The following is a 24,393-nucleotide window of genomic DNA, read 5'->3' on the forward strand; positions in this document are numbered from 1 at the left end:
TGTCCGGCGCTTTTTTAGCGTATACAACACTATACAGTTCAGAAAACTCTAATAGGAGTGACCCGCTCTTGAATACATCCGTTCTGGATTTCATATTGCCGCTGCTGAATATTATCTTTCTGGATCTGATTCTGGCTGGTGACAATGCCATTGTCATCGGCCTGGCTGCGCGGAATTTACAAGGCCGGACACAGAAAAAAGCAATCCTGCTGGGCACAGGCGGAGCTGTGGTCCTGCGGATTATTGCCACTATTCTGGTAGTTTGGCTGTTGAAGATTCCCTGGCTGCTGCTGTTCGGCGGCCTGCTGCTTATTCTAATCGCCTACAAACTGCTGGCCGGAGACAACGGAGGGCCCGATGTCCAGGCAGGCGGGACGCTTTGGTCGGCGGTGCGGACAATTATCATCGCTGACGCAGCCATGGGGCTGGATAATGTGATCGCGATTGCCGGGGCTGCCAACCACAATATTGTACTGGTTGTGCTGGGACTGCTGATCAGCGTGCCGATCGTAGTCTGGGGCAGCACCCTGTTCATCAAGCTGATGGGCCGGTATCCCTGGATCATCTATATCGGCTCCGCTGTGCTTGGGCTGACCGCTTCCAGTATGATTACAGAAGAAAAGCGGATTGCCCCTTTTGTGGAGGAGCATCCGCTGCTGCGCATTCTTTTTATTCTTCTGGTGATTGGCGGAATCCTGGCGTCAGGCCACTGGAAGCGAGTCCTGGACCACCGCAAAGCGGTACCTAGCGGCGGAGCGTCGGACGATTGAAAAAAGGTCCCGCATGGGGATTGCATTTGGTGCAAGAGATTAGTTCCTTTGCAGTTTGCAGCCACTCCTGCCGATCCGATCGGCCTCATTATGTGATTGCACTTTGTACAACAGATTAGTTCCACTAACTCCGATAAAAGGTATTCTGTTGTATTTCATATTTCATACAATTTAATTTCAAGAATTGAGATCCTAAGGGCCAATTTTCAGAAATCTGCTGCACAGAATACAATAGACCTTGTTAAAAGCCTATCCAAAGAGTAATTCGCTGTAAAAAGTGAAATAGATTGGTTTTAATTCCGCGTTCACCAGTTGTTTGGTTCCCCAGAACAGACCACCCTTCGGCTTCTCAACAACGGCATTTCTGCCGTTGTTCACGGCAAACCAGCCTTCGCTGCTTCAACAACGGCATTTTTGCCGTTGTTTTCGGGCAAACCCGCCTTCGCTGCTTCAACAACGGCATTTCTGCCGTTGTTTCCGGGCAGACCCGCCTTCGGCTCCTCAACAACGGCATTTCTGCCGTTGTTTCCGGGCAAACCAGCCTTCGCTGCTTCAACAACGGCATTTCTGCCGTTGTTTCCGGGCAGACCCGCCTTCGGCTTCTCAACAACGGCATTTCTGCCGTTGTTTCCGGGCAGACTCGCCTTCGGCTCTTTCAATAACGGCACTTCTGCCGTTGTTTCCTGTCCATATTCGTAATTTAGACGCATCAAACAAAAAAACCATAATTTACCAAACTATAAAACAAGGGGTGCTCCAATGACCGCCACGGTCTGGAGCATCCTTCTGCTTCAAGTTAGAACCATTCTTCCTGCAGCCCGGCTTGCGCCTGAACCACATCGCTGGGCTTTTCATCCCCGTATGGGGTTATAGTGACCGTCTCCGTACCGGCGACCGCCGCATCCAGCAGAGCACCGTAACCGGGAAGGGTCGCTTCAATCTTGTCCACGATCCGCAGGTTAGGATTCGTTGTTGGTGATTTCGGGACAAACAGCGTACAGCAATCCTCGTAAGGGAGGATGGAAAGGTTGTAGGTGCCGACCGTTTTGGAGAGTTCCACGATTTCGCTCTTGTCCATCATCACGAGAGGCCGCAGCAGCGGAAGCGGGGTCGCACGGCCTATAACGTTCATGCTGGACAGCGTCTGGCTGGCAACCTGCCCCAGACTTTCACCCGTAACGAGGGCCAGTGCCCCTTCCCGCTCAGCCAGGCGCGTGGCAATCTTCAGCATGGCCCGGCGCATCAGGGTAATAATCAGGTTATCCTGCCCAATGCCTGTGAAGGAGGTCTGCACCTCAGTAAACGGAACAAGATGCAGTTTGATGACGCCAGCATATTGGGACAATACCCGGGTCAGATCGACGACTTTTTGCCTGGCCAGCTCGCTGGTATAGGGAAAGCTGTAGAAGTGGACACATTCCACCTCAAGTCCCCGGCGCATGGACGACCAGCCTGCGACCGGGCTGTCAATGCCTCCGGACAGCAGCAGCATGGCTTTGCCGTTGGTGCCCAGTGGAAAACCTCCGACACCGGCAATATTTTCACAGAAGATGTACGTATGCCCCTCACGGATTTCAATCCTAAGTTCCATCTGCGGCGACTTCACATCCACAAGCAGCCCCGGATAGCTCTGAAGCAGCGGTGTAGAGATCAGCTTGTTCATTTCAATCGAGCCAAAAGAAAAACCCTTCCACACGCGGCGGACATTCACCTTGAAGGTCGTACCGGCCGGCGGAGCAGCAATCCGGAGAACATTCTGGCTGACAGATAAAATGTCATCAAAGTCCGAAAGCGAAACCTTAACGGGACTTATCGAAGCAATGCCGAAAACATTGCGCAGCACATCGATCAGTTCTACTGCAGGCTCACCGTTCAATTGCACGTAAATGCGGCCGAATTCCTTGCTTAAAGTCACCTTGGGAAAAGGCTTAATCATTTCTTTCACATGGCGCAGCACTGTTTTCTCAAACCGGGAACGGTTTTTCCCCTTTAAAGTAAACTCTCCGAACCGCAGCAGCAGCATGTCTGCATATTCGATACTTCTTGTGATGCCTGGCCCAGATTCGGCCACGAACCCGTTCTCTATGTCTTTCATTCGTTATTTCAGGCCTCCTTCAGCTTTCTTCAATGACTGTACAGCAGCCAGCAGGGCTTGTTCAAGCAGAGCTACATCAGCTTCTGTATGAATGTCCCCCAGGCTGATCCGGATACCTCCCAGAGCCGCAGGGACGTCTCTGCCGATCGACAGCAGGATCCGGCTCGGTTCAGCAAGCCGCGAAGAACACGCGGAACGGGTCGAAACCGTCATCCCCAGCTCCTCCAGCTTGCGCGCAAGCACTTCCCCTTTCATGCCCGGGTAGGAGAAATGGACAATATGAGGTGCGCCGTCCTCCCCGCTGTTCAGGATAAGCTCAGGCATGCCCGCAATAAAATGCAGCAGCCGGTTGCGGAGCGGAATCAGCCGTCTCCCCAGTTCTTCCCGCCGCTCACCGCTCATCCGCACGGCCTTGGCGGAAGCGACAATTCCCGCTACATTTTCGGTTCCGGCACGGTTTCCATTTTCATGGGAGCCTCCCGTCAGCAGCGGGAACAATGCAGTTCCTTCCCGGACCACCAGTATCCCTGTGCCGCGCGGACCACGGATTTTGTGCGGCGACAGGCTGTACAGCTCGGCCTGCCACTCCTTCAGCCGTGTCTCCAGTTTGCCATAACCCTGCACTCCATCGACATGAAACAGCGTCCGGCGGTTCACCGCTTTGATTGCTTGGCCGATCTCCCGCAGGGGCTGTACTGTTCCAATCTCATTGTTGACATGCATGACACTCACAAGTACTGTATCCGGCCGGATGGCAGCAGCTATATCCGCCGGGTCCACTATCCCTGTGCTTGCAGGCGCGACAAAAGTTACCTCCCAGCCCAGCTCCCGCAGCTGCCGGCAGCTCTCATACACTGAAGGATGCTCCAACTGTGTTGTCACGATATGCCTTCCTCTTGCCTTATACTGCAGGGCAGCGCCTTTGATAGCCAGGTTGTTGCTCTCGGTGGCTCCCGAGGTAAACAAAATTTCGTGAGGCTGTACAGCAAGTGCGGCTGCGCATACTTCCCGCGCACGCGTGATAAGCCGTTCCGCTTCCACCCCGGCGCGGTGCAGGGAGGAAGGGTTGGCATAATGCAGCCTCATAATTTGTTCCACTGTCTGCACGACCTCATCATACGGCGGGGCAGCAGCAGCGTAATCCCAGTAAAGCATATATCGGAAGTCTCCTTTGCGTCTTCTGCTTGTTCATTTCTGCGGTATCTCCCGCTTCATCCCAAATGGCGAAAAAGGATCAAACGGTCCTTGACCACTTCTGTGGCTTAAGGTTCTACCGTTTGATCCTTTTTATTATACCGCGTATTTGGCGCGGGCGCGTTCTATTTTGCTGATGTAGGCCTGCGTTTCTTTCGGTAGCTGCGACAGATTGGCCAACAGCTCCAGATCAGTGCTTACTCCAAGCTTGTTCACCCGTCCCGGTCCGGCATTGTATGCGGCAAGCGCCATGTTCTCCTGCCCATTATACCGTTTCAGTTGGTAGGACAGATAACGCACTCCGCCGTCGATACTCTGTGCCGGGTCAAAGGGGTCGGATACGCCCAGCCCATTCGCTGTGCCATCCATCAGCTGCATGAGCCCTTTGGCTCCGGCTGAAGAAACAACATTAGGATTGAAGGACGATTCCGTGTCGATAACGGCTTTGATCAAGTCAACGGGAACTCCGTATTTCACGCTGGCACTTTGAATCAGATCTTCATAATCCGTAGGTTTAGTATCCGTTATTTCCCCGGAAATGGCGTTGTAGGCTTCATCCATCCCTCCAAGCTGCTGCCACAGCATTCCGCTTAAGGCAGAGCTGTCAAGCGAAGCTCCCGGGCTGCCCGAGTTTCCGCCGGCATTCTGGAGCGCCAGCTCCTGCAGGAGTGCGGCAAATTCTGCCGATGAGCTTCCTGTTACTTCCGGTTTTGCGTTATCCGTCCCGTTGTTAACCCGGGAGGAACTTCGCAGATTGATCCATTTCAGCTGCCCGGTTCCGGTTCCAGCTGCAGGGTTGATCGCCATGCTGAGCATTCCTTCTTTCAGGGGTTGTTTTTGTATGATTATAGTGAACTGAACTTGATATATGATATTGGAGTCTAATCGTGAAAAATTTAAAATGCGCCTTTATTTTACAATTTTTTCAGAGCAATTGCTATACACGGACAGGCAAAAACAGACTTCAGACCTGCATAGATAGGTCTGAAAGCCTGTTTTGAATCTGGATTTACAGCTGCCTTAGGCGTCTAACGGGCAAAAGGAATCATGACAAAGTAGCTGAGTGTGGATACAATCCCCAGTCCCATGGCCCAGGCGCCGGCTGTCTTTTGCCCTCTGGCATATGCATAATAGCCAAGGACTGCAGCAATGGGTCCCAAAATAATCGACCATATAAACAAAGAAACTACTCCAAAGCCTAAGCCTATATAACCGATAGAGCGGCTTTCACTGCTGGACCCTGTTTCCGTTTTGGCTTCTGTCCCATTGATTTGTCCTCTGTGCACATGGTTTGGCAGCGGGGTAATTTCAGCGGCGTATTCCTCATTATGCGCTTTGTCACGCCGGGGGTAATCTACACGACGCGGACGCAGGACAATTTTTCTGCGCTGATAGCGGTCCAGATTGGAGTCATCACTTTGCTTGTCCATGGCGCGTCCTCCTAAGCGTTAGGCTTGAACGTCAGACAACAGGTAGCAGAAGAATTACCGGCATAATCGTGATGGCCCTGCTCCGTCATTTCCTCGGCATATTCTTCCTTGAAGGCGTTGCCTGCATGCTTGTCGATTTCGATGAGTATTTCGTCTGCACGGCACAAGTTTTGTTCTCCCCAATAATGACAGTTGCTCACACTGCATTTTACAAGCGTTTTTGCGTTTGCCATAGTTATCACCTCGGCTTCATTATGTCCGCAGTAAGCCTCCCCTATGCTGTACAAGGGTTTCCAATTCGCCACAGCTCCCTTAGCGGAGAAAAGCACAAAAAACCGCATCCGCCATATCGCAATGGCAAATGCGGTCTTCTGGAACCAGAGCAGCTTAACTACAGGCTATACCTGGTTCTGCATGCGTTTTTCGGTCAGATAATCATTTTCATAATAACTGAGGTCATCCCGCAGTTCTTCATAGACCTTGGTAATATCCATAATAATGTCCCGTGCCGGGCGGACCGGCTTTTTGCGGAAACGGATCGCATCCTGGCCCGTGTAGGCATAACGCCCGTCTTCGGAATAACTTTCATTTTTGGGATAAAAGAAGTTGTTTACACCAAAGTGGTATACATTATAAAGGGCTTTTTGTGCAAACGCATCATCAAAAGTGGCACGGCGCAGGGCAACCCCAAGTTTCTCATATGACATTTCCGAGAACACCAGCAAATGGCGGAGATCGGACAAAAAGCCCTGATAAAAGAGCAGCGTTTCCTCATCATCCTCCGTGACCAGTTGCGGCAGCGCATGCTGATTCAGGAATATTTCCATTTTTCCGATTACGGATTTAAGCTTTTCTCTCGTCGTTTCACACAATTTCTGCACATTGGCTGCTGACATGGCGATTGCTCCCCCTTATTAGTCCTAGCTCTTGTAGTTGTAATCCATACAATCACAGCGAGGCATTTCCAAGTGCTTTTACATCTTAAGCACTTACTTTCTGATATTAACATAAAACCTTGGACGACGGTATCCTTTTCTGTAATGCATAAAACCTGCGTGCTCTCCTAAACCTACAGCTATACAATGCCATGAAGGAGCGGAAAATATGTCACGCAAAAACGCAATGATAGCCGGTTTGGTCACCGCTGCTTTTACTATAGCCGTGTTCACGTACACCCTTCGGCCGGATGGGGGCTCTACGCTGAGGAAAACCTCCGTACCGAACCCGCCACAGGAAAAAACAATTAAAAAAACAGCCCTTACCCAGGATGTCAGCTCCACCGACCGTCTGAACAGAACAGATGTCAGCAAGCATTTGCGGACCATGTTATCCGAGACGGATGGCAAAACGCCCGAGGATATTTCAGCATATGCCAAACAGCTGCAGCAGGGACACGGACATATTGCCATGCTGATGTGGATTGATTTCCGCACGAAGCAGTCCAGCACGTTCAAATCCGCTCTTCCCGAAGGAAGCGACCAGGAAAATAAACAGCTGCTGAAGTATCTGAACACCGCAAAAACGGCAATCCAGAGGCATCAAAGCTATGAATCCCCTTCCTTTATCATCGGCAATAAAAAATATTATTTCACAGCCCAGCGCGACCGGGAGGGACATTATGGTGTCATCGCCCTGATTAATCAGAAAATTCTCGACCGTGTGGCTGAGCATCAGCTCAAAAATCTGCGGCTGATCCCCTACCCAAAGGAAGGAAAATACCGGGTGGAATCCGTTCATGCCGATACCCTGAAGGAGCTCACCGTCAAGACCGGCCACGATAATGAAAATGCCAGCCATTATTACGAAAATGAGATTGTCGTCCGCTTCAAAAACGGCCACCCCACCACAGGACAGCTGCAGACCATTGCCGCCGATATCCGCTCCAAGGAGCCGCGCAAGCTGGGCTATGCCTACATTTTCCGCTCCGGGAAGATGAATTACAGTCAGCTAAAGGCTTATTTTGACCATAAGTGGCATCCGCAATATACAGAACCCCACTATATGTATTTAACCAATGATACCGTGGGCGAAAATACCGGAGCTGCAGTCATTACGCCAAATGATCTGCTGTTCTCCACTTACCAGTGGAATTTGCCGGCTATCGAAACCGAACAGGGCTGGAATCTCTCCAAAGGCAGCAAAGAGGTCATTGTAGCGGTGGTGGATACCGGTGTGCAGGCCAACCATCCTGACCTCAAAGGCCAGCTGCTTGCCGGATATAATGCCATCACGAACACCTCGCCGCCTGATGATGACGTGGGCCATGGCACTCATGTTGCCGGAATTATCGGTGCACTGACCAATAATGAAGAAGGTGTGGCGGGTATCAGCTGGTATAACAAGATCCTTCCGGTAAAAGCGCTCGACAACTCTGGGGCGGGAACCACTTATTCCGTTGCCGAAGGGATTATCTGGGCGGCCGACAAAGGCGCCAAGGTCATTAACCTCAGTCTGGGCAATTATGCCGATTCCCAGTTCCTTCATGATGCGATTAAATACGCCTACGACCGCGATGTTGTGGTTGTATCCGCTGCCGGGAATGATAACACCGAGCGTCCGGGGTACCCTGCCGCCTATCCGGAGGTGCTTGCAGTCGCAGCGACCAGCGCCAATGGCGAAAAAGCCTCCTTTTCCAATTACGGCGATTATATTGATGTCGCCGCTCCCGGAGAGAGCATTGCCAGTACCTACCCTGATAACCAGTATGCCGCGCTGTCCGGCACCTCTATGGCCAGTCCGCATGTAGCGGCACTGGCGGGATTGGTGCGTTCCCTGAACCCTGCTCTGACGAATAAAGAAGTCATGGCGCTGATGACTTCCAATGCCGTGGACCTCGGGGAGCCCGGCCAGGATAAATATTACGGCTGGGGCCAGGTGGATATTTACAAAACGCTGCAGGCTGCAGGCGGAGGCGGGGTGCCGCTTCAGCTGTACCCGCAGCATGTCGGCCGCCAGCTCAAAACCCTCCGGCAGAGCCTGGAGCACGGTTATTGATTCAATGAGCGGAGATGCTTGTCCAGGAGGATCAGGAACAGCTTCAGTCCCCGCTCCATGTCGGCTTCCGTCATCTGCGAATAGCACAGGCGGATAAACCTGGAGGGAAGATCCCCGGCGTAGCACACATCGCCGGGCAGAAAAGAAATGCCCTCCTCCTCGGCCAGCTCTCGCAGTCTTTCAATCCCGGAGGCGGAAGGAAGCTGCAGCCAAAGGTTCAGTCCCCCTTCGGGCAGAACCCATGTCACGCCCGGCGGGGCGTACTGCTTCAGGAGCCTGGCCGCCTTTTCCATTCGCCTCCGCAGCGCAGCCCGGAGCGTACGGGCATAGTCCTCGTACCTGCGGGCAATGAACGGAAGCACCGCACCTTGCGTCAGCAGCGGACTGCCCAGATCACTGGCCGACTTGGCGGCAATCAGTCTGGACAGGATATTGCCCTCGGCTGCAACACAGGCAATCCGGCAGCCCGGGGCGATAACTTTGCTGAAGCTTTTCATATATACCACATGCCCGTCCTCATCCATCGATTTGATCGGAGAAGGTGGGGGCGTGCGGAAATACAGGTCACTGAACGGATCATCCTCTACAATGAGACAGCGGTAGCTGCGGGCAAGCTCCAGCAGCCGCTGTCTTCTTGCCATGCTCATCGTGACGCCGCTCGGATTCTGAAACGTTGGGTTCGTATAGATCAGTTTGGGCGGCCTGGCATCACATTGCCTGGTCAGCACATCCACACGCATGCCTTCATGATCCATCGGCACGAAAATCATCTCCGCCCCTCTTCCAGCAAATACGTCAATCGCGCCGGTATAGCTCGGAGCTTCCAGGTAGACAGTATCTCCAGGCCCCACAAACGTCCGGGCCACCAGATCGATCCCCTGTTGTGTTCCGCTGGTAATCATCAGATCAGAAGTAGCGAGGTGGATTCCGCGCAGCTGCAAATGCCTGCGCATGATCTCCCGCAGCTCCGGATCGCCCTGGAAATTGCCGTAGGAGGCCATCAGTTCAGGCTGGCCGGTTACGAGGGCCGCCATGGTTGTACTGATCGGCCCCAGCGGCAGCAGTTCTTCATGGATTGCTGCAAGATGGAACGGGTACTTCACCTCGGAGTAGCCGAAATTGCGCCAGAGCTGGGCGCGCGGTAAATAATCATCGTAACCGTCCCGCCAGTCTGCGCCGTTCCCGGGCCCGCTCTGCTCATGCTCCGCTACAAAGCAGCCTTTGCCCTGGCTGCATATAAGATGTCCCTTCTTCTCCAGGTCGGCGTAGGCCTTGCTCACGGTGACCTGGCTTACCTTCAGCGTAGCTGCCAGACCTCTGACAGAAGGCAGGCGGAAACCCGGCTGCAGCAGCCCGGAAGTAATCCGCTGGGCCAGCGTGTCGCTGATCTGCTGCGGCAGAGGTTTGCTGCCGCTGCGAAGCAAATCGATATGCATTTTTCCGTCCTCCCAACTGTTATATTCACCGCTTTACTGTTATACCGCTATGCCGTTATGATACAACAAAAACCAAGGCGGGGAGTACTTTTTATGAAGATAAGTTTTTCTACAGCAGCGGATCATCTGGGATCTTCGGCAGTCCGTGAAATTCTGAAGGTTACCCAGGGCAAAGACATCATCTCTCTGGCCGGCGGGCTTCCCGGTGAAGACCTGTTTCCAATGCAGGCTGTCCGCGATGCCTATAACAAGGCACTCTCCGCTGACACTTCGGCCCTTCAATACGGCTTGACTGAAGGCTACCTGCCGCTGCGGGAACAGCTCGCCGCCAGGCTGACCGGGCAGGGAATTTCAGTATCCGCTTCCGATATGATTCTGACAACGGGCTCCCAGCAGGCGCTGGACCTGCTGTGCAGAATTCTGCTCAACCCCGGCGATGCCGTGCTTGTTGAAGCCCCTACCTATCTGGCCGCGCTTCAAGTGCTCGGCTCTTACCGCGCAGATATTCACACGGTCCGGAGCGATGAGCACGGCATGCTGCCGGATCATTTAGAAGTGCAGCTGCGCATACGGCGCCCCAAGCTGCTGTATGCTGTACCTACCTTCAACAATCCATCCGGAGCCACCTGGAGCAGAGAACGCCGTGAACAGATTGTAGATTTATGCCGGCGCTATGGTGTGCTCATTCTCGAAGATAATCCGTATGGCGAGATTACCTTCGATGATTCCCCAGGCGCTTATCCCCCTACACTGGCAGCTATTGACCGAAGCGGCGAAGGCGAATCCTGTGTTATCTACACAGGAACCTTCTCCAAGATCGTTGCTCCGGGAGTGCGCACAGGCTGGATCATCGGGCCCCCTGAATTGATCCGGGTAATCACCAAAGCGAAGCAGGCTGCTGATTTGCATTCCAGCACCATCGACCAGCGTGCACTCTCAGAACTCCTGCAGACCTTTGACCTTGAGGGGCATATCCGCCTGATCTCCTACGAATACCACTCGCGGATGAAACTGCTCTCCGGCGAGCTGGCGTACTGCAACTGGGAAGGCACACATTTTCTTGAGCCGCGCGGCGGCATGTTCCTGTGGCTGACACTGGCAGAACCTGTTAACACCGCACAGCTGCTTCCTTATGCTGTAGAGCAAGGGGTAGCCTTTGTACCTGGCGGGGTATTCTATTCCGAGCAGCCGCGGAAAAATACGATGCGGCTTAATTTCACGCATACTCCTCCTGAGCTGATGCAGACTGCCGTGCAGCGGCTGGACAAAGCCCTGAAGATTTACTCGCAGAGCGAAGAGATTCCGCAGCAGATTCAAGCAAATTAAAGAATTCAAAAAGCGGCCCTCCGAGGAGGGCCGCTGTCTTATGATTACATCAGTTGAAATTACCATGAACAAGTTGTCAGTTAGGAAAGTTTGCCGTAAGCCGGGTTCTGTGCTCGTCGTGGTTCGAACGGGAACTACCCTCCCACCATAAGCGACAATCATCTATCTAGGCCGTACATTACTGCACAGCTCCAGCGACCAACCTAGACGCGCCTCAGGCGAAGGCTGCTTCTTCCGGTTAAGGAGAAGCTGCGTCTCATTAGGTCTTGCTCCAGATGGGGTTTACCAGGAACGAAGTCACCAGCGTTCCTCGGGGTCTCTTACACCTCGGTTCCATCCTTGCCTGTGCCGCCCGAAAGCGGCCATCGGCGGTCCATTTCTGTGGCACTATCCTTCGGCTCGCGCCGACTGGACGTTATCCAGCACCCTGCCTTGTGGAGCCCGGACTTTCCTCCCGCGGCGTCTTCACGCGCGCCGGCGATTGTCTGTCAAACTTTCCGATCAACATTGTATATTATACAGACTTGCATCCTGCGGTACAAGTGGTAAATAAGAGGAAATTAAAGAAAAGCAAACGGCTCCGTGTTCACCTTCGAAGCATGCACAGCGGTACCGTACTTATGCTCAGCCAGCTTGCCCGCGATCCACTCGGCTACTTTCACCTTCATAATCTTCTCTGCATTGTGTCCCGGATCAATCAGCGTAATGCCCGCTAGAAATGCATCCTGTGCCGTGTGATAGTCAATGTCCCCGGTCACGAGCACGTCCGCTCCTTTGAAGATGGCGCTGTTGTAATACTTAGCCCCGGAACCTCCCATTACAGCTGCTTTGCGGATAGGTCGGTTCAAATCCCCAACGACACGAACCTGGTCAACCTGAAGCCCGCTTTTAACCGTCTCAACGAATTGCCCCAAAGTCACCGGCTCCTTAAGCTTCCCTACCCGGCCCAGCCCGAAACTGCGGCCCTTCAAGTCCATAGAATAGAGATCATAAGCCACTTCTTCGTAAGGATGGGCCTTCAGCATGGCCTGCACGACTTTATTCCGGATCGGCTGAGGCACAATCGTTTCAATGCGGATTTCCTCAGCACGCTCCAGCTTGCCCTTCTCACCAAGGTAAGGGTCCGATCCCTCTCTCGGGATGAAGGTTCCATAGCCTTCAATATTGAAGCTGCAGTGGCTGTAATTGCCGATCCAGCCCGCACCCGCGTTCAGGATGGCATCCAGCACCTTCTGGTGATGGTCCTTCGGCACAAATACCACCAGCTTGGAGAGCTGCTCGGTATGGATGTCCTTAATCGGCGCCCCCTCCAGGATGCCCAGAGCTTCCGCCATCCAATCGTTCATGCCGCCTTCGGCCACATCCAGATTCGTATGGCTGATATAGACGGCAATATCATTTTTAATCAGCTTCTCATAGAGCTTGCCCATAGGCGTATCGGTCTGGATTCCCTTGATCGGCCGAAAAATAATCGCATGATGGGCGATAATCAGATTGCAGCCTTGTGCTATGGCTTCATCCACGACCGCGTCATTGACATCGAGCGCTACAAGAACACCGGTGATCTCTTTCTGCAGAGAACCAAGCTGCAGTCCGACGTTGTCCCATTCCTCCGCCAAATGTTTGGGAGCAAGCTGCTCCATATAACCGATTACAGTTTGTCCTTTGGCAAACATGCCAGCACCTCCACAATCTGGTTGATCTGCGCCGCAATCTGATTGCGTCTCTCCTCAGCCGAGACCTGTTCGGAGCGAGTCAGCGAAGTCAGAATCCCCTGCAGTTTGGCAATCTCTCCTTGCCATTTGGCGAAGAACGCAGCATTAGGCGCTTGCAGCAGCCATGGTCCCATCTCCAGCAGCAGCTCACGGTCACACACCGTTCCTCCGGCCAGCTGAAAATCACGGTACAACTGCTCATTTGTGATTCCTTCAGCGTCTTCTTCCCTGACTGCGGTCAGAATTTCATAGATCTTGCCGTCTTCCTCCAGAATATGCTCGGCGGTAAGCACCCAGCCATGGTTCAACAGCCAGCGGCGCAGAATATCCTCACCTACATTCGGCTGGAGCGCCAGTGTCTTCACGCCTTCAAGCTTGCCGAGGCTTAAGCCCCGGTCCAGAATCGAGGCAATCAGCGCGCCTCCCATCCCGGCGATGGTAATGCAATCGGCTTCTCCGGGCTCCAGGACTTCCAGCCCGTCTCCGCGGCGGACGGCAATCACCTTCCCCAGTCCAGCCTCTGCTACCCCCCTGCGGGCGGCTTCGAACGGCCCCGGGTTTACTTCTCCGGCAACGGCAGAAGGCACCCGTCCGCTTGCTACAGCAGCTACAGGCAGCAGGGCATGGTCTGAGCCGATATCAGCGACAGTGCTCCCCTGCGGAATCTGCTCCAGCACAAGCTGAAGCCGGTTTGATAATTTATTGTTATTCATGAGGTCACCCACGTTATCCATTTTTTGCGGAAAATAAACAGCAGGGCAAGACCTGCCGCAATCTTCAATATCAGTATTAACGAAACCCACTGGGGAAAATCCTGTCTCAGCAGCAAAGCGTCAATTTCAGGCATTATCCAGAGTGCGGTACCTACTCCCAGGTAGACTCCGGAAACGCTATTCACCCGGTGATGCAGCAGCCAGCTCAGCCATACCATCAGCACGCAGAGCGGCAGATACAGCAGCTCCAATTCAAGAATCGAGGCATCCGGCCGCTGCTGCCCGAAGAACCCTGCATACAGCAATGCCCAAAAGGCAAAACCGCAGAAATGCAATAGGCTGATCCGCAGCAAAAATCCGAGAATGACCCACAGCAATCCGCAGCCTGCTATCAGCAGAGGCCGCCAGAAACCGGGATCAAGATCATGCAGTGCAATAAGCCATAATCCGAACCCCAGTGTCAGCACGCTTCCGGCCCCTGCCAGCACGAGGCTGATCATGTTGTTCCGGTCCCGGTAAACGGCGGAGTAGCCATAACAAACAATTAGGACACAGAGTGCGGTAGCAAGTTGCAATGGCCAGGGAAAAACGCTAAAATAAAGACTAATCAAGAAAATCAAGGAAATAATTCCAAAACCAAACAGCCATATTTTGATGCTTCCCTGCTGAAGATTACGGAGTGAAATCGGATTGCTGTCCTTCACCTCAGTCTCATCATTATAGAGGTTGGTCAGGAAATCGCAATATTGCTCCGGTAAAACCTTGCTTCTTCTCCAGTACTGAATTTCTCTTAAAATAATTTCACGTTTTTCCAAATTCAACGGCTCATCCCTCTTTCGGACCTTGACTCCGGCCTAAGCTAAAAGGACCTCCTGCCACCGTGCAGCAGAAGGTCCGGTTTATGACACTATTCGAGGAAATCCTTAAGACGTTTGCTGCGGCTTGGATGCCGAAGCTTGCGCAACGCCTTGGCTTCAATCTGGCGGATCCGCTCACGGGTAACACCGAACACTTTGCCGACTTCCTCAAGCGTTCTCGTCCGTCCGTCATCCAGACCGAAGCGCAGGCGAAGCACATTCTCCTCACGCTCTGTGAGCGTGTCCAGCACATCCTCCAGCTGTTCCTTCAGCAGCTCATAAGCAGCTGCGTCTGCAGGCGCAAGCGCCTCCTGATCCTCAATGAAATCACCCAAATGCGAATCATCTTCTTCACCGATCGGTGTTTCCAGCGATACCGGCTCCTGGGCAATCTTCATAATTTCTCTGACCTTCTCAACCGTCAGCTCCATCTCGGCGGCAATTTCCTCCGGCGAAGGCTCACGTCCAAGCTCCTGCAGCAGCTGGCGGGATACCCGGATCAGCTTGTTGATGGTTTCCACCATGTGTACCGGAATCCGGATCGTCCGGGCCTGGTCCGCAATCGCCCGTGTGATGGCCTGGCGAATCCACCAAGTCGCATACGTACTGAATTTGAAACCTTTGTTGTGGTCAAACTTCTCAACCGCTTTGATCAGACCCATGTTGCCTTCCTGAATCAGGTCGAGGAACAGCATGCCGCGCCCAACATAACGTTTGGCGATACTTACGACGAGCCGCAGGTTTGCTTCAGCAAGCCGGCGTTTTGCTTCCTCATCGCCGTTCTTGATTCTCATCGCCAGTTCTACCTCGTCATCAGCCGACAGCAGCGGCACGCGACCGATCTCCTTCAGATACATCCGGACAGGGTCATTGATCTTGATTCCGGGCGGGAGTGACAAATCATCGTCAAAGCTGAAGTCATCATTGTCGCTGCCTTCATTATCCTCGCTTGGCCGAAGGGTATTGACCTCTTCGTCATTCTCATTCACAACCTCAATACCCAAATCGCTCAGCTGCTCGTAGAATTCCTCCATTTGCTCGGGGTCCTGATCAAACGGCGACAATTTCTCCATAATATCTTTGTAGTTCAATGATGATCTTTTCTTGCCCTGCTCAATAAGCTGATCCTTAACCTGATCCAGAGTAAATTCCGCTTCCAGTTCAGTGTGCTGATCGTTCGCCATAATTCGACTCCCTCCTCCCTAGGTACATCCTGTCAACAGCTCATTGTCTCTCTAGGGCTATAATCTCACTTGCTATTTGTGCCGCACGCAAAAAGTCACCCGACTTCTCAGCCTGAATCATCTCTTCGCGTTTTTGTTCCATCCCGCGTTGCACGGGGTATTTCCGCACTTCACGGATACAATCATCCAGAACCTGTGTACTCCAGTCCGGAGGAGTGTCCATCATGGAAATCGCGGTTGCTGTTTTTTCCAGACGGTCATCCTGAAGCGATGATAGAAACCGGCTGATGCCGGGGGGTTTGCCTTGCGCGTAATAGGCATATAGATAAGCGGCAATTGCCGCATGATCATCGATGTTGAACTCTTCTCCGAGGCGTTCGCCAACATATGCGGCGGCATCCGGGTCCTGTATCATCCAGGACAGCAGCCGCCGTTCGGCTACATGATAAGCCGGCAGCAAAGTCGGCGTCTGCACCTGCCCTTTTTTATGCCTACCATTATTCCACCTTTTGTCGTTATTATCCCCTTCGGGAAGGTTTTTTTGCATCGACGCCCGAAGTAAATTGCAGTCCTGCTTCAAGCTATCATATGACAGCTCCAGCTCGGAGGCGATTTCGCGCAGGTAGACCTCGCGCTCTGTAGAGGAATGCAGGGAGGCAATAATCTCCAGGGCCTCCTTGACATAGGCTATTTTGCCGTCTTCCTCTAGGAGTATATGGTTTTTTTTCAGATATATAAGCTTAAATTTAATGGATGAAACTGCTGAATCAATGACTTGCTCTTTGAACCGCTCCCCCCCATGGCGGGAGATGAATTCATCGGGATCGAGTCCGCTGGGAAGCACAGCCACCTTAACCCGCAGGCCATTGTCCTCCAGCATCGGGATCGCCTTCATTGCAGCGGCTTGTCCGGCCTTGTCGCCGTCATAAGCCAGAACGATCTCATCACCCAAACTCTTCATTAGAGCCACATGCCCCTCAGTCAGTGAGGTTCCCATGGTAGCCACTCCGTTATGCACACCTGCTTCCCAAGCCGAAATGACATCACCGTAGCCTTCAAAAAGGACGATTTGCCGCGTTTTGCGGATGGATGCTTTGGATTGGTGCAAATTGTACAGAATCCGGCTTTTGTTAAACAGTCTGCTCTCCGGGGAATTCAAGTATTTCGGCTGACCGTCTCCAAGAATTCTTCCGGCAAAAGCAATCACCTTCCCTGTGCGGTTCGCAATCGGAAAAATGACACGTCCGCGAAAGCGGTCAATATACCCTTTGCCCTCGCCTCTGGCCGACAGCAGTCCGCCCTTCTCCATCTCGGCGAGATTGAAGTTCCTTTTGTCCAGGAACTGGAGCAGGGTATCCCAGCGGTCCGGCGCGTAGCCGATCTGGAACTGGTCGATCATCTTGCCGCTGAAGCCCCGGGATCTCAAATAATCCATCGCGGCAGTGCCGTATTCCGTATTCTTCAGCAGAAAATGATAAAATTTAGCCGACAGCTCATACGCTTGAATTAACCGGTCACGCTCAGGATCAGGAGGGGAGAGGATGCCTCCGTTTCCCTCGGGAACAGGGATATCACTTTCTTCCGCCATTATTCTGACTGCTTCGGGGAAGGATAACCCTTCGATTTCCATCCTGAATTTGATGGCATTGCCCCCCATGCCGCAGCCAAAGCAATGAAAGACGCCCCGTTCGGGGGTTACAGTGAAGGAAGGGGTTTTCTCCGAATGAAACGGGCAGAGGCCCCATAAATATTTCCCCTGCTTGGACAGATGGACAACCTTACCGACAGTATCGACAATGTCATGCCGTGCGAGGACACTCTCGATGACTTCTTCCGGAATATTACCTTGTCCGCTAGCCACTTCAACCACCTTCATCTCTTAACAAATAAATATAATTCGCTATAGCTGGACATTCTCCTGCAAAATCGTTAAAAGTTTTGTCAGTTTATGTTGAAAATAAATTTTTTCTTCCGCGGTGATCGCTTTCGGCCCCTTGGAATAATGGCCGCGTCTGCGCTCCACGGCTCTGGCATGCCTGCTTTCCAGCATAAAGTCCATGCCCAAATCATCATATTCCTGTCCGCGGTTAGACAAAACCCTGCAGCGTTTGCCCAGCGCCAGCGCAGCCAGGCCGTAATCCTGCGTGACGACAATATCACCTGCAGTAATGTGATTGGCAATGTACAGGTCGGCACTGTCAGCCCCACGATCCACTTGAACGATCGAGACGCCTTCCTCACCCCTCAACACATGATCGTATGAAGAGACCATAATTACCGGGATGCCGAAGCTCCGGGCCGCAGCAATAATTTCTTGCTTCACCGGACAAGCATCCCCGTCGACCACGATCTTCCTTGCCTGCGGCCTTTCCATGCTCATCACCAAATTCCCGTGTAATATATATACGCTTTGCCAAACTGAAATCCTTCTTTACAAAGCATAAATACGGAACGAATGTCAACATACGCATTGGCACCGTTCCGTATATTTATACCCTAAACCATCGATCTATACCATAAACTTCACAAAGTCTTGCACCTTTAGGGGATACAGATATCAGGATCTCCTAAAGAGACTACCACACCAGCTTGCCAAAATCGGCAAACGCTTTGGAATCAGCATCGATCCCGGCCAGCAGCGCCAGGCGGTTCGCACGGATCTGCTCATCATCGGCCATAACCATTACGGAATCGAAAAATCCGGTAACCGCATCCTTCAGACCGGACAGGATCCGCAGAGCTTCCTCTGCATTTCTGGAACGGAGTGCTTCCTGGTACGGTGTGTGTATAGCCTGCCAAGTCTCATATAGCTTGCGCTCCGCTTCTTCCTTCAGCAAAGAAGGCGCTACAGCCGATCCTTCTGCGGCTTTGGCCGCCAAATTGCTGACCCGTGTCAGTGAATCCACGGTGATCTTGAAATCAGTCTGACCGTTCACAGTGTCCATAAGCGCACGGCTTCTGCCCACTACTGCCACGATGTCATCGAACCCTGCAGCAATTACCGCATCCACAACATCATAACGGACATTGTCGGATAACAGGCGTTTTACGCGCAGACCGAAGAACTCGTACAGATTTATACGCAGATCAGGAGCAAAAGGTTTCTCTGTGCGTAAATTTTCATGCACCTCCAGGGCAGCATCAAAAATTTCCTGCAAAGAGATCGTCAGCTTATGCTCAAGGACCATCTGCACAATGCCTGCCGCCTGCCGGCGGAGGGCGTAAGGGTCCTGCGAACCGGTCGGGATAATGCCAATGGAAAAACATCCGACAATCGTGTCGATTTTATCCGCTAGGCTGACTACAAGGCCCACTTCCGAGGCAGGAACAGCGTCTCCGGCGAACCGTGGCTGATAGTGCTCGAAAATTCCTCTTGCAACTGCTTCGGATTCACCGGCTTTGCGGGCATAATCCTCGCCCATGGTACCCTGCAGCTCGGAAAATTCATTTACCATTTGCGTCACCAGATCGAATTTGCAGATATCAGCCGTCCGGCTGACTTCAGCAACTGCCTTTGCGGACAGTCCCAGCTTCGCCGCCAGCCGGTCAGCTACCGCACGAATCCTGCGGACCTTGTCCCCGACGCTGCCCAGTTCCTCGTGATATACAATGTTCTCTAGCTTGGCCAGCGCATCGCTGATCTGCAGTTTCTGATCCTCTTCATAAAAGAACTTCGCGTCCGACAAGCGGGCACGCAGCACCTTCTCATTCCCCTTGGCGATGACATCCAGCGACTCCGCATTGCCGTTGCGGACGGTGACGAAGAAAGGCAGCAGCGCACCCGCTGCGTCAAAGACCGGGAAGTAGCGCTGATGCTCGCGCATCGAGGTAATCAGCACATCCTGCGGAATGTTGAGAAACGATGCATCAAACGTACCGAACAGCACCGTCGGCGTTTCTACGAGGAACAAGACTTCCTCCAGCAAATCCTCTTTGATGGCAATGGTCCAGCCTTTCTCTTCGGCCAGCTTATTGATCTGGTTAAGAATCAGCTCTTCGCGTTCCTTCACATCGACCAGCACATGCTGGCTGCGCATCGTTTCCACGTATTGTGCAGGCTCGGCAATTACCGCTTCAGTTCCCAGAAAACGATGACCCCGGCTTACATTTCCGGCCTTAACGCCGGTGATTTCCAGATCAATAACCTCCTGCCCGAACAGGGCCACTAGCCAGCGGATCGGGCGGACGAATTTGAAATCATAGGCTCCCCAACGCATGTTCTTGGGGAAGGTCATTGCGCTGACAATGCCGCTCAGTCCTTCGGACAACAGCGAAGAGGTGTTTACACCGTCGCTGTTTTTGGTGGCATAGATATACTCCACACCTGCCAGCTCTTTAAAGGTAAACTGCTCCGGCGATACCCCCTGGCTGCGGGCAAATCCAAGAGCAGCCTTGCTCCATTCGCCGCTGGCATCCAGTGCGATTTTGCGTGAAGGGCCCTTCACTTCTTCGCTGATGTCTTCTTGTTTTTCGGCGGCATCCTTCACCAGAACGGTAAGGCGGCGCGGTGTGGCATAGGCGCTGACTCCGCTATGGGAAATGCGGGATGCTTCCAGCCATTTGACGGTTCTGTCCTTAAGCTGCTCCATCGCAGCCCGGATGAAGCGGGCCGGAACCTCTTCGAGACCGATCTCAAACAATATATCTTTAGACAAGGTCAGCACCTTCTTTCTTCAGCAGCGGGAAGCCGAGCTTCTCGCGTTCCTCTAGGTATGTCGCCGCTACGGTGCGGGCTAGGTTGCGGACTCGGGTAATAAAGCCCGTTCGTTCGGTCACACTAATGGCTCCGCGCGCGTCCAGGAGGTTGAAGGTGTGTGAACATTTCAGCACATAATCGTAAGCCGGGAACACCAGATGCTGCTCCATCGCTCTGCGTGCCTCTTCTTCATAGGTGTTGAAGAGGGTGAACAGCATTTTGACATCGGAGACTTCGAATGTATAGGTGGAGTGCTCTACTTCCGGCTGATGGAACACGTCCCCGTAGGTCATGCCCTCCACCCATTCCAGGTCGAACACATTTTCCTTCTCCTGAATGTAGGAGGCCAGACGCTCCATCCCGTAAGTGATTTCGACAGCCACCGGACTGGTCTCAATGCCGCCGACCTGCTGGAAATACGTAAATTGTGTGATTTCCATTCCATCCAGCCATACTTCCCAACCTAGGCCCGCGCAGCCCAGCGAAGGGTTCTCCCAGTTGTCTTCAACAAAACGGATGTCATGCAAGAGCGGATCTACGCCAAGCGCCTTCAGACTATCCAGATACAGCTCCTGAATGTTGTCCGGCGACGGCTTAATAATCACCTGGAACTGGTGATGCTGATACAGACGGTTCGGGTTCTCTCCGTAACGGCCGTCTGACGGGCGGCGTGAAGGCTCCACATAAGCCACCTTCCACGGCTCCGGGCCGAGCGAACGCAGGAAGGTCATGGGGTTCATGGTTCCTGCACCTTTTTCCGTGTCATACGGCTGGACTAAAATACAGTTCTGGGCAGACCAGAACTGCTGCAGCGTCAAAATCATCTGCTGAAAATTCATACTACCGACTCCTTCGCTTCACAAGTTTAACTGCGCCTCTTGCCATGGTTCATCTTGCCTGTTGTGCGATGGAGGCAGCACTCTTCTATCCTTGCGGTATCACAAGGCAAAAAAGCTCCCGCCCCCATGCCTGATGTACAGACATAGGGACGAGAGCCTGAAATATACTCCCGCGGTTCCACCCTACTTGATCTCATCGATAAATGACGAAATCCACTTTCATTCACCGCTTTCGCACTCCCGGGTGCCATGTTCATGAACGTTGTCCTGCCAGGCTTCCACTCTCCCCGGCTCGCTTAAACGACAATGTTGTTCATTACTTTCCCGATCACTGCACGTTTCTCCATCACAGGAGCTATAACGGCATAATTATAAAAAGAAACTGAACCTATAGTAACGGATTTTTTGCTTTTCGTCAAATATTGTATTTATCAAGCTGGTCGAGGAAATTCTGCGACTTCAGCTTCAGCCCCAGCTGATGGTCCATAAAGGCCCGCATGATCTTTTTAAGTTCAGCACGGGTGCCCTCCTTCACATCCACATTGCCTAGCCTTGTGAGATCAAGCGCAGCGAACAAGCGCAGCAGCTTAAGCGCGCGAGGAGAGATCTCCATGGCAGGAGGATCATTATGCCTGCAGCTGCGGCAGAGCACGCCCCCAAGGCGGGGACTTACCCGCAGTTCCTCATCCGGCTTGTCCAGACCGCAAACTATACAGTTGTCCAGCTGCGGCCCGTACCCTGCCGCCTGAAGAATTTTCATCTCAAAGACATTTATAATGATGCCGGGCTCCTTATCTTCCTCTAGCGCATTTAGACAGGCTGTGAGCTGGCGGAACCAAAAACTGCCGGTCTCCTCATCATGAAGTACACGGTCAAGCAGCTCGCAGGCATATGAAGCATAAGCGGCCTTGACCAGATCCTCCCGCAGCGGATGATGGGACTTCGTAATTTCACCGGCATTCAGTGTTCCGAGTCCCCCATTGTTGCGGAAAAAAACAAATTCCCCGGTAGTGAACAGCTGGATCAGGGCAGCATGGCGGCTTTTAACTTTTTTGGCCCCGCGTACGAGGACGCCTACTTTGCCGGCGTTCTCGGTGCAAAGCGTAATAATCGCGTTCCCCTCGCCGTAGTCCATGCTGCGGATGACGATCCCTTCCACCCTGTATAGCATGCCTCTTCCCCCAACCACTCGGCAAGCAACCAGTCCTTATTGCGCTTCTTCATCCAGGACCTTCTCTTCCTCCGCAGGCAGCTCCAGGCTGCCTTCCAGCGGATCTGCAGCTTGTTTGTACAGCAGATATGCATCGACATCCCCAGTTATTGCAAAATACTTCCACGAAAAGTCTCGCATTCGTATTCATCCTTTCTTCGGAAACACGATGTCTCTTCAGAGATAGGATGTGCGATAGGCCAGGATCTATCCTTGCAATTCCTGCCAGCATAGCCGCAGATCGGATCTTAGAGGTCTTTGTGGAAGCCCAAATCACGCAGGACGCGTTCCTGGTTGCGCCAGTCTTTTTTCACTTTTACCCACAGCTCCAGAAAAATCTTCGAACCCAGCAGGTTCTCGATATCGGTACGGGCCCGTCTCCCGACTTCCTTCAGCATTGCCCCCTGCTTGCCGATAATAATCCCCTTCTGGGAATCGCGTTCGACAAAAATAACGGCCGACACATGCACAACTCCGTTGGATTCAACGCGCATGTCCTCGATGGCTACCGCAATGGAATGCGGTACCTCCTCGCGGGTCAAATGCAGGATTTTCTCACGGATCAGCTCCGCACAGACGAACTGCTCCGGATGGTCGGTAATCTGATCCTCAGGATAATACTGCGGGCCTTCGGGCAGGTATTTCACTACCTGATCCAGCAGTGTATTTACGTTGCTGCCGAGCTTGGCGGAAATCGGTACGATTTCGGCGAACTCATGCAGCTTATTGTATTCGGTAATCAGCGGAAGCAGCGCTTCCGGCTCGATTTTGTCAATCTTGTTCATTACGAGGATGACCGGCGTTTTGACGTCCTTGAGCTGCTCGGCAATATAGCGGTCACCTCCGCCCATGCCTTCAGAAGCGTCCACCAGAAACAGTACAGCTTCCACCTCATGCAATGTGCTCATCGCCGTCTGGTTCATATAATCGCCCAGCTTGGACTGTCTTTTATGGATACCAGGCGTATCCAGGAATACAATCTGCGAATTATTCGCGGTGTATACCCCGTGGATTTTATTTCTGGTGGTCTGCGGCTTATCCGACATGATGGCGATCTTCTGTCCGATCACCTGGTTCATGAGTGTCGATTTGCCTACGTTCGGTCTGCCGATAATGGCGACAAACCCTGATTTGAATTTCATATGATCTTCCTTCCCGCTTCCTTCTTGGAACTTTTTAATTGTATTTTGTACAGTTATTTCAGCGTAAATCTACATTTTTGCTGTTTCAGCTGTATTTCGCGCAATTACTTTTTGGCAAAACGGGCTGGATTTCCTACATTTAGCGAATTTAACTGCACTAACTGCAATAAATAAAGCGATCACTGGTCTACCTCACAGCACTACTCGGGAGCTTGTCCCTGCTCCAGATCTGAAGGCCCAAACGCCCCCGGCAAAAGATCACGCACCGTAGTTTCCTGAATATCGCCCTTCAGGTTGCCGAGCACCACCTTCATATCCGGTGCACACAGCTCCACCATCACTTGGCGGCACACTCCGCAAGGGGACACCGGCCCGTCCGTATCGGCAATGACCGCAATTGCCTTGAACGTTCCAGCCTTATGGCCGTCTGCGATGGCGCGGAACAGTGCGGTCCGCTCTGCACAGTTTGTCGGGCCAAAGGCGGCATTTTCAATATTGCAGCCGTGATGAACATGACCATCCTGGTCCAGCAGTGCTGCGCCGACACCGAAACGGGAATATGGGATATAGGCATTCGCCCGTGCTTTGATCGCTTCCTGTAAAAGAAGAGCAGATTCCATTGTTGTCCTCCTAAGAGTTTGGTGAGCCTATACATCATCCGAATCGCTTCTTACAAAACTCATTTCGGAAGCATAGGCTTAAGTTTTATGAAGCTATGCTTCATGTTCTTACTACGCAATAAAACTCGCTTTGGAAGCATAAGCTTTCCGCAATTGAAGACAATGAAAGACG

Annotated in this window: 23 protein-coding genes and 1 other RNA gene; 3 read left to right on the forward strand and 21 right to left on the reverse strand. The window is 52.6% G+C overall.

Annotated features, from left to right (window positions below):
* Nucleotides 1–68: 68 nt before the first annotated feature.
* Entirely contained in the window at nt 69–770 is a 702-nt protein-coding gene (locus tag PGRAT_RS23565) for a TerC family protein (protein ID WP_025708349.1), read from the forward strand.
* Between the two features lie 374 nt (nt 771–1,144).
* Here PGRAT_RS23565 and PGRAT_RS34495 read toward each other — a convergent pair whose 3' ends face one another.
* The 7 genes from PGRAT_RS34495 to PGRAT_RS23600 all read right to left on the reverse strand — a co-directional run bounded on the left by PGRAT_RS34495 (nt 1,145) and on the right by PGRAT_RS23600 (nt 6,385).
* Nucleotides 1,145–1,483 (reverse strand): hypothetical protein, encoded by a 339-nt coding sequence (locus PGRAT_RS34495; RefSeq protein ID WP_244884036.1) that lies wholly within the window; start codon nt 1,481–1,483, stop codon nt 1,145–1,147.
* Between the two features lie 83 nt (nt 1,484–1,566).
* A complete protein-coding gene (gene thiI / locus PGRAT_RS23575; protein ID WP_238326877.1) occupies nt 1,567–2,793 on the reverse strand; it encodes a tRNA uracil 4-sulfurtransferase ThiI in 1,227 nt (408 codons plus the stop codon).
* A 75-nt stretch (nt 2,794–2,868) separates the two neighbouring features.
* On the reverse strand, nt 2,869–4,020 hold the full coding sequence (locus tag PGRAT_RS23580) for a cysteine desulfurase family protein (protein ID WP_025707595.1): 1,152 nt from the start codon (nt 4,018–4,020) through the stop codon (nt 2,869–2,871).
* Between the two features lie 135 nt (nt 4,021–4,155).
* Nucleotides 4,156–4,866 carry a lytic transglycosylase domain-containing protein gene (locus PGRAT_RS23585; RefSeq protein ID WP_025707594.1) on the reverse strand — a complete coding sequence of 237 codons (711 nt, stop codon included), beginning with the start codon at nt 4,864–4,866 and terminating at the stop codon, nt 4,156–4,158.
* 221 nt (nt 4,867–5,087) lie between these two features.
* Complete coding sequence (locus PGRAT_RS23590) at nt 5,088–5,489, reverse strand: hypothetical protein (RefSeq protein WP_025707593.1); 402 nt, start codon at nt 5,487–5,489, stop codon at nt 5,088–5,090.
* 11 nt (nt 5,490–5,500) lie between these two features.
* Nucleotides 5,501–5,830 carry a DUF1540 domain-containing protein gene (locus PGRAT_RS23595; RefSeq protein ID WP_425311805.1) on the reverse strand — a complete coding sequence of 110 codons (330 nt, stop codon included), beginning with the start codon at nt 5,828–5,830 and terminating at the stop codon, nt 5,501–5,503.
* Between the two features lie 57 nt (nt 5,831–5,887).
* A complete protein-coding gene (locus PGRAT_RS23600; RefSeq protein WP_025707591.1) occupies nt 5,888–6,385 on the reverse strand; it encodes a YpuI family protein in 498 nt (165 codons plus the stop codon).
* A gap of 208 nt (nt 6,386–6,593) precedes the next feature.
* Between PGRAT_RS23600 and PGRAT_RS23605 the strand changes: the two genes are divergently transcribed.
* Nucleotides 6,594–8,483, forward strand: coding sequence for a S8 family peptidase (locus tag PGRAT_RS23605; RefSeq protein ID WP_025707590.1), 1,890 nt, complete (start codon nt 6,594–6,596; stop codon nt 8,481–8,483).
* Here PGRAT_RS23605 and pdxR read toward each other — a convergent pair.
* Nucleotides 8,477–9,919: a MocR-like pyridoxine biosynthesis transcription factor PdxR gene (pdxR, locus tag PGRAT_RS23610; RefSeq protein ID WP_025707589.1), complete on the reverse strand. Its 1,443-nt coding sequence runs from the start codon at nt 9,917–9,919 to the stop codon at nt 8,477–8,479. The two genes, PGRAT_RS23605 and pdxR, sit on opposite strands and share 7 nt — an antisense overlap.
* Nucleotides 9,920–10,012: 93 nt before the next feature.
* On the opposite strand from pdxR, the gene PGRAT_RS23615 reads away from it, so the two are divergent.
* On the forward strand, nt 10,013–11,245 hold the full coding sequence (locus tag PGRAT_RS23615) for an aminotransferase-like domain-containing protein (RefSeq protein WP_042267291.1): 1,233 nt from the start codon (nt 10,013–10,015) through the stop codon (nt 11,243–11,245).
* An 81-nt stretch (nt 11,246–11,326) separates the two neighbouring features.
* Here PGRAT_RS23615 and rnpB read toward each other — a convergent pair.
* The 13 genes from rnpB to cdd form a co-directional block, all read right to left on the reverse strand.
* An RNA gene (gene rnpB, locus PGRAT_RS32030) (RNase P RNA component class A) lies at nt 11,327–11,742 on the reverse strand.
* A 63-nt stretch (nt 11,743–11,805) separates the two neighbouring features.
* A complete protein-coding gene (locus tag PGRAT_RS23620) occupies nt 11,806–12,921 on the reverse strand; it encodes a Nif3-like dinuclear metal center hexameric protein (RefSeq protein ID WP_025706618.1) in 1,116 nt (371 codons plus the stop codon).
* Nucleotides 12,897–13,673, reverse strand: a complete 777-nt coding sequence (locus PGRAT_RS23625; protein ID WP_025706617.1) for a tRNA (adenine(22)-N(1))-methyltransferase — start codon at nt 13,671–13,673, stop codon at nt 12,897–12,899. The genes PGRAT_RS23620 and PGRAT_RS23625 overlap by 25 nt, the downstream gene beginning before the upstream one ends.
* Entirely contained in the window at nt 13,670–14,494 is an 825-nt protein-coding gene (locus PGRAT_RS23630; protein WP_025706616.1) for a hypothetical protein, read from the reverse strand. The genes PGRAT_RS23625 and PGRAT_RS23630 overlap by 4 nt, the downstream gene beginning before the upstream one ends.
* An 86-nt stretch (nt 14,495–14,580) precedes the next feature.
* Entirely contained in the window at nt 14,581–15,714 is a 1,134-nt protein-coding gene (gene rpoD, locus PGRAT_RS23635) for an RNA polymerase sigma factor RpoD (protein ID WP_020426386.1), read from the reverse strand.
* 40 nt (nt 15,715–15,754) lie between these two features.
* Nucleotides 15,755–17,575 (reverse strand): DNA primase, encoded by a 1,821-nt coding sequence (gene dnaG / locus PGRAT_RS23640; RefSeq protein ID WP_042268303.1) that lies wholly within the window; start codon nt 17,573–17,575, stop codon nt 15,755–15,757.
* 39 nt (nt 17,576–17,614) lie between these two features.
* The gene (locus PGRAT_RS23645) at nt 17,615–18,094 is read right to left on the reverse strand and encodes a YaiI/YqxD family protein (protein ID WP_036704030.1); all 480 of its coding nucleotides are present in this window, start codon (nt 18,092–18,094) and stop codon (nt 17,615–17,617) included.
* A 196-nt stretch (nt 18,095–18,290) separates the two neighbouring features.
* Nucleotides 18,291–20,369, reverse strand: coding sequence for a glycine--tRNA ligase subunit beta (gene glyS / locus PGRAT_RS23650; protein WP_025704609.1), 2,079 nt, complete (start codon nt 20,367–20,369; stop codon nt 18,291–18,293).
* The gene (gene glyQ, locus PGRAT_RS23655; RefSeq protein ID WP_025704608.1) at nt 20,362–21,249 is read right to left on the reverse strand and encodes a glycine--tRNA ligase subunit alpha; all 888 of its coding nucleotides are present in this window, start codon (nt 21,247–21,249) and stop codon (nt 20,362–20,364) included. The genes glyS and glyQ overlap by 8 nt, the downstream gene beginning before the upstream one ends.
* Nucleotides 21,250–21,664: 415 nt before the next feature.
* Nucleotides 21,665–22,420, reverse strand: a complete 756-nt coding sequence (recO, locus tag PGRAT_RS23660) for a DNA repair protein RecO (RefSeq protein WP_025704607.1) — start codon at nt 22,418–22,420, stop codon at nt 21,665–21,667.
* Between the two features lie 36 nt (nt 22,421–22,456).
* Nucleotides 22,457–22,600 carry a YqzL family protein gene (locus PGRAT_RS32630; RefSeq protein ID WP_081758683.1) on the reverse strand — a complete coding sequence of 48 codons (144 nt, stop codon included), beginning with the start codon at nt 22,598–22,600 and terminating at the stop codon, nt 22,457–22,459.
* 107 nt (nt 22,601–22,707) lie between these two features.
* On the reverse strand, nt 22,708–23,601 hold the full coding sequence (gene era, locus PGRAT_RS23665) for a GTPase Era (protein WP_020426379.1): 894 nt from the start codon (nt 23,599–23,601) through the stop codon (nt 22,708–22,710).
* A gap of 200 nt (nt 23,602–23,801) precedes the next feature.
* Nucleotides 23,802–24,221: a cytidine deaminase gene (cdd, locus tag PGRAT_RS23670; RefSeq protein ID WP_025704606.1), complete on the reverse strand. Its 420-nt coding sequence runs from the start codon at nt 24,219–24,221 to the stop codon at nt 23,802–23,804.
* Nucleotides 24,222–24,393: the final 172 nt, after the last annotated feature.

The organism is Paenibacillus graminis, assembly GCF_000758705.1.
Lineage (GTDB): Bacteria > Bacillota > Bacilli > Paenibacillales > Paenibacillaceae > Paenibacillus_AQ > Paenibacillus_AQ graminis.

Bases quoted from the DNA above. Each gene is read 5' to 3' on its own strand.
- cdd (WP_025704606.1), bottom strand. From the start codon at position 24,221: ATGGAATCTGCTCTTCTTTTACAGGAAGCGATCAAAGCACGGGCGAAT.
- PGRAT_RS23585 (WP_025707594.1), bottom strand. From the start codon at position 4,866: ATGGCGATCAACCCTGCAGCTGGAACCGGAACCGGGCAGCTGAAATGG.
- PGRAT_RS23595 (WP_425311805.1), bottom strand. From the start codon at position 5,830: ATGCGGTTTTTTGTGCTTTTCTCCGCTAAGGGAGCTGTGGCGAATTGG.
- thiI (WP_238326877.1), bottom strand. From the start codon at position 2,793: ATGCTGCTGCTGCGGTTCGGAGAGTTTACTTTAAAGGGGAAAAACCGT.
- PGRAT_RS23625 (WP_025706617.1), bottom strand. From the start codon at position 13,673: ATGAATAACAATAAATTATCAAACCGGCTTCAGCTTGTGCTGGAGCAG.
- glyQ (WP_025704608.1), bottom strand. From the start codon at position 21,249: ATGAATTTTCAGCAGATGATTTTGACGCTGCAGCAGTTCTGGTCTGCC.
- recO (WP_025704607.1), bottom strand. From the start codon at position 22,420: ATGCTATACAGGGTGGAAGGGATCGTCATCCGCAGCATGGACTACGGC.
- rpoD (WP_020426386.1), bottom strand. From the start codon at position 15,714: ATGGCGAACGATCAGCACACTGAACTGGAAGCGGAATTTACTCTGGAT.
- PGRAT_RS23645 (WP_036704030.1), bottom strand. From the start codon at position 18,094: ATGAGCATGGAAAGGCCGCAGGCAAGGAAGATCGTGGTCGACGGGGAT.
- PGRAT_RS23590 (WP_025707593.1), bottom strand. From the start codon at position 5,489: ATGGACAAGCAAAGTGATGACTCCAATCTGGACCGCTATCAGCGCAGA.
- PGRAT_RS23620 (WP_025706618.1), bottom strand. From the start codon at position 12,921: ATGTTTGCCAAAGGACAAACTGTAATCGGTTATATGGAGCAGCTTGCT.
- PGRAT_RS32630 (WP_081758683.1), bottom strand. From the start codon at position 22,600: ATGCGAGACTTTTCGTGGAAGTATTTTGCAATAACTGGGGATGTCGAT.
- PGRAT_RS23615 (WP_042267291.1), top strand. From the start codon at position 10,013: ATGAAGATAAGTTTTTCTACAGCAGCGGATCATCTGGGATCTTCGGCA.
- era (WP_020426379.1), bottom strand. From the start codon at position 23,601: ATGAAATTCAAATCAGGGTTTGTCGCCATTATCGGCAGACCGAACGTA.
- PGRAT_RS23605 (WP_025707590.1), top strand. From the start codon at position 6,594: ATGTCACGCAAAAACGCAATGATAGCCGGTTTGGTCACCGCTGCTTTT.
- PGRAT_RS23580 (WP_025707595.1), bottom strand. From the start codon at position 4,020: ATGCTTTACTGGGATTACGCTGCTGCTGCCCCGCCGTATGATGAGGTC.
- pdxR (WP_025707589.1), bottom strand. From the start codon at position 9,919: ATGCATATCGATTTGCTTCGCAGCGGCAGCAAACCTCTGCCGCAGCAG.
- PGRAT_RS23600 (WP_025707591.1), bottom strand. From the start codon at position 6,385: ATGTCAGCAGCCAATGTGCAGAAATTGTGTGAAACGACGAGAGAAAAG.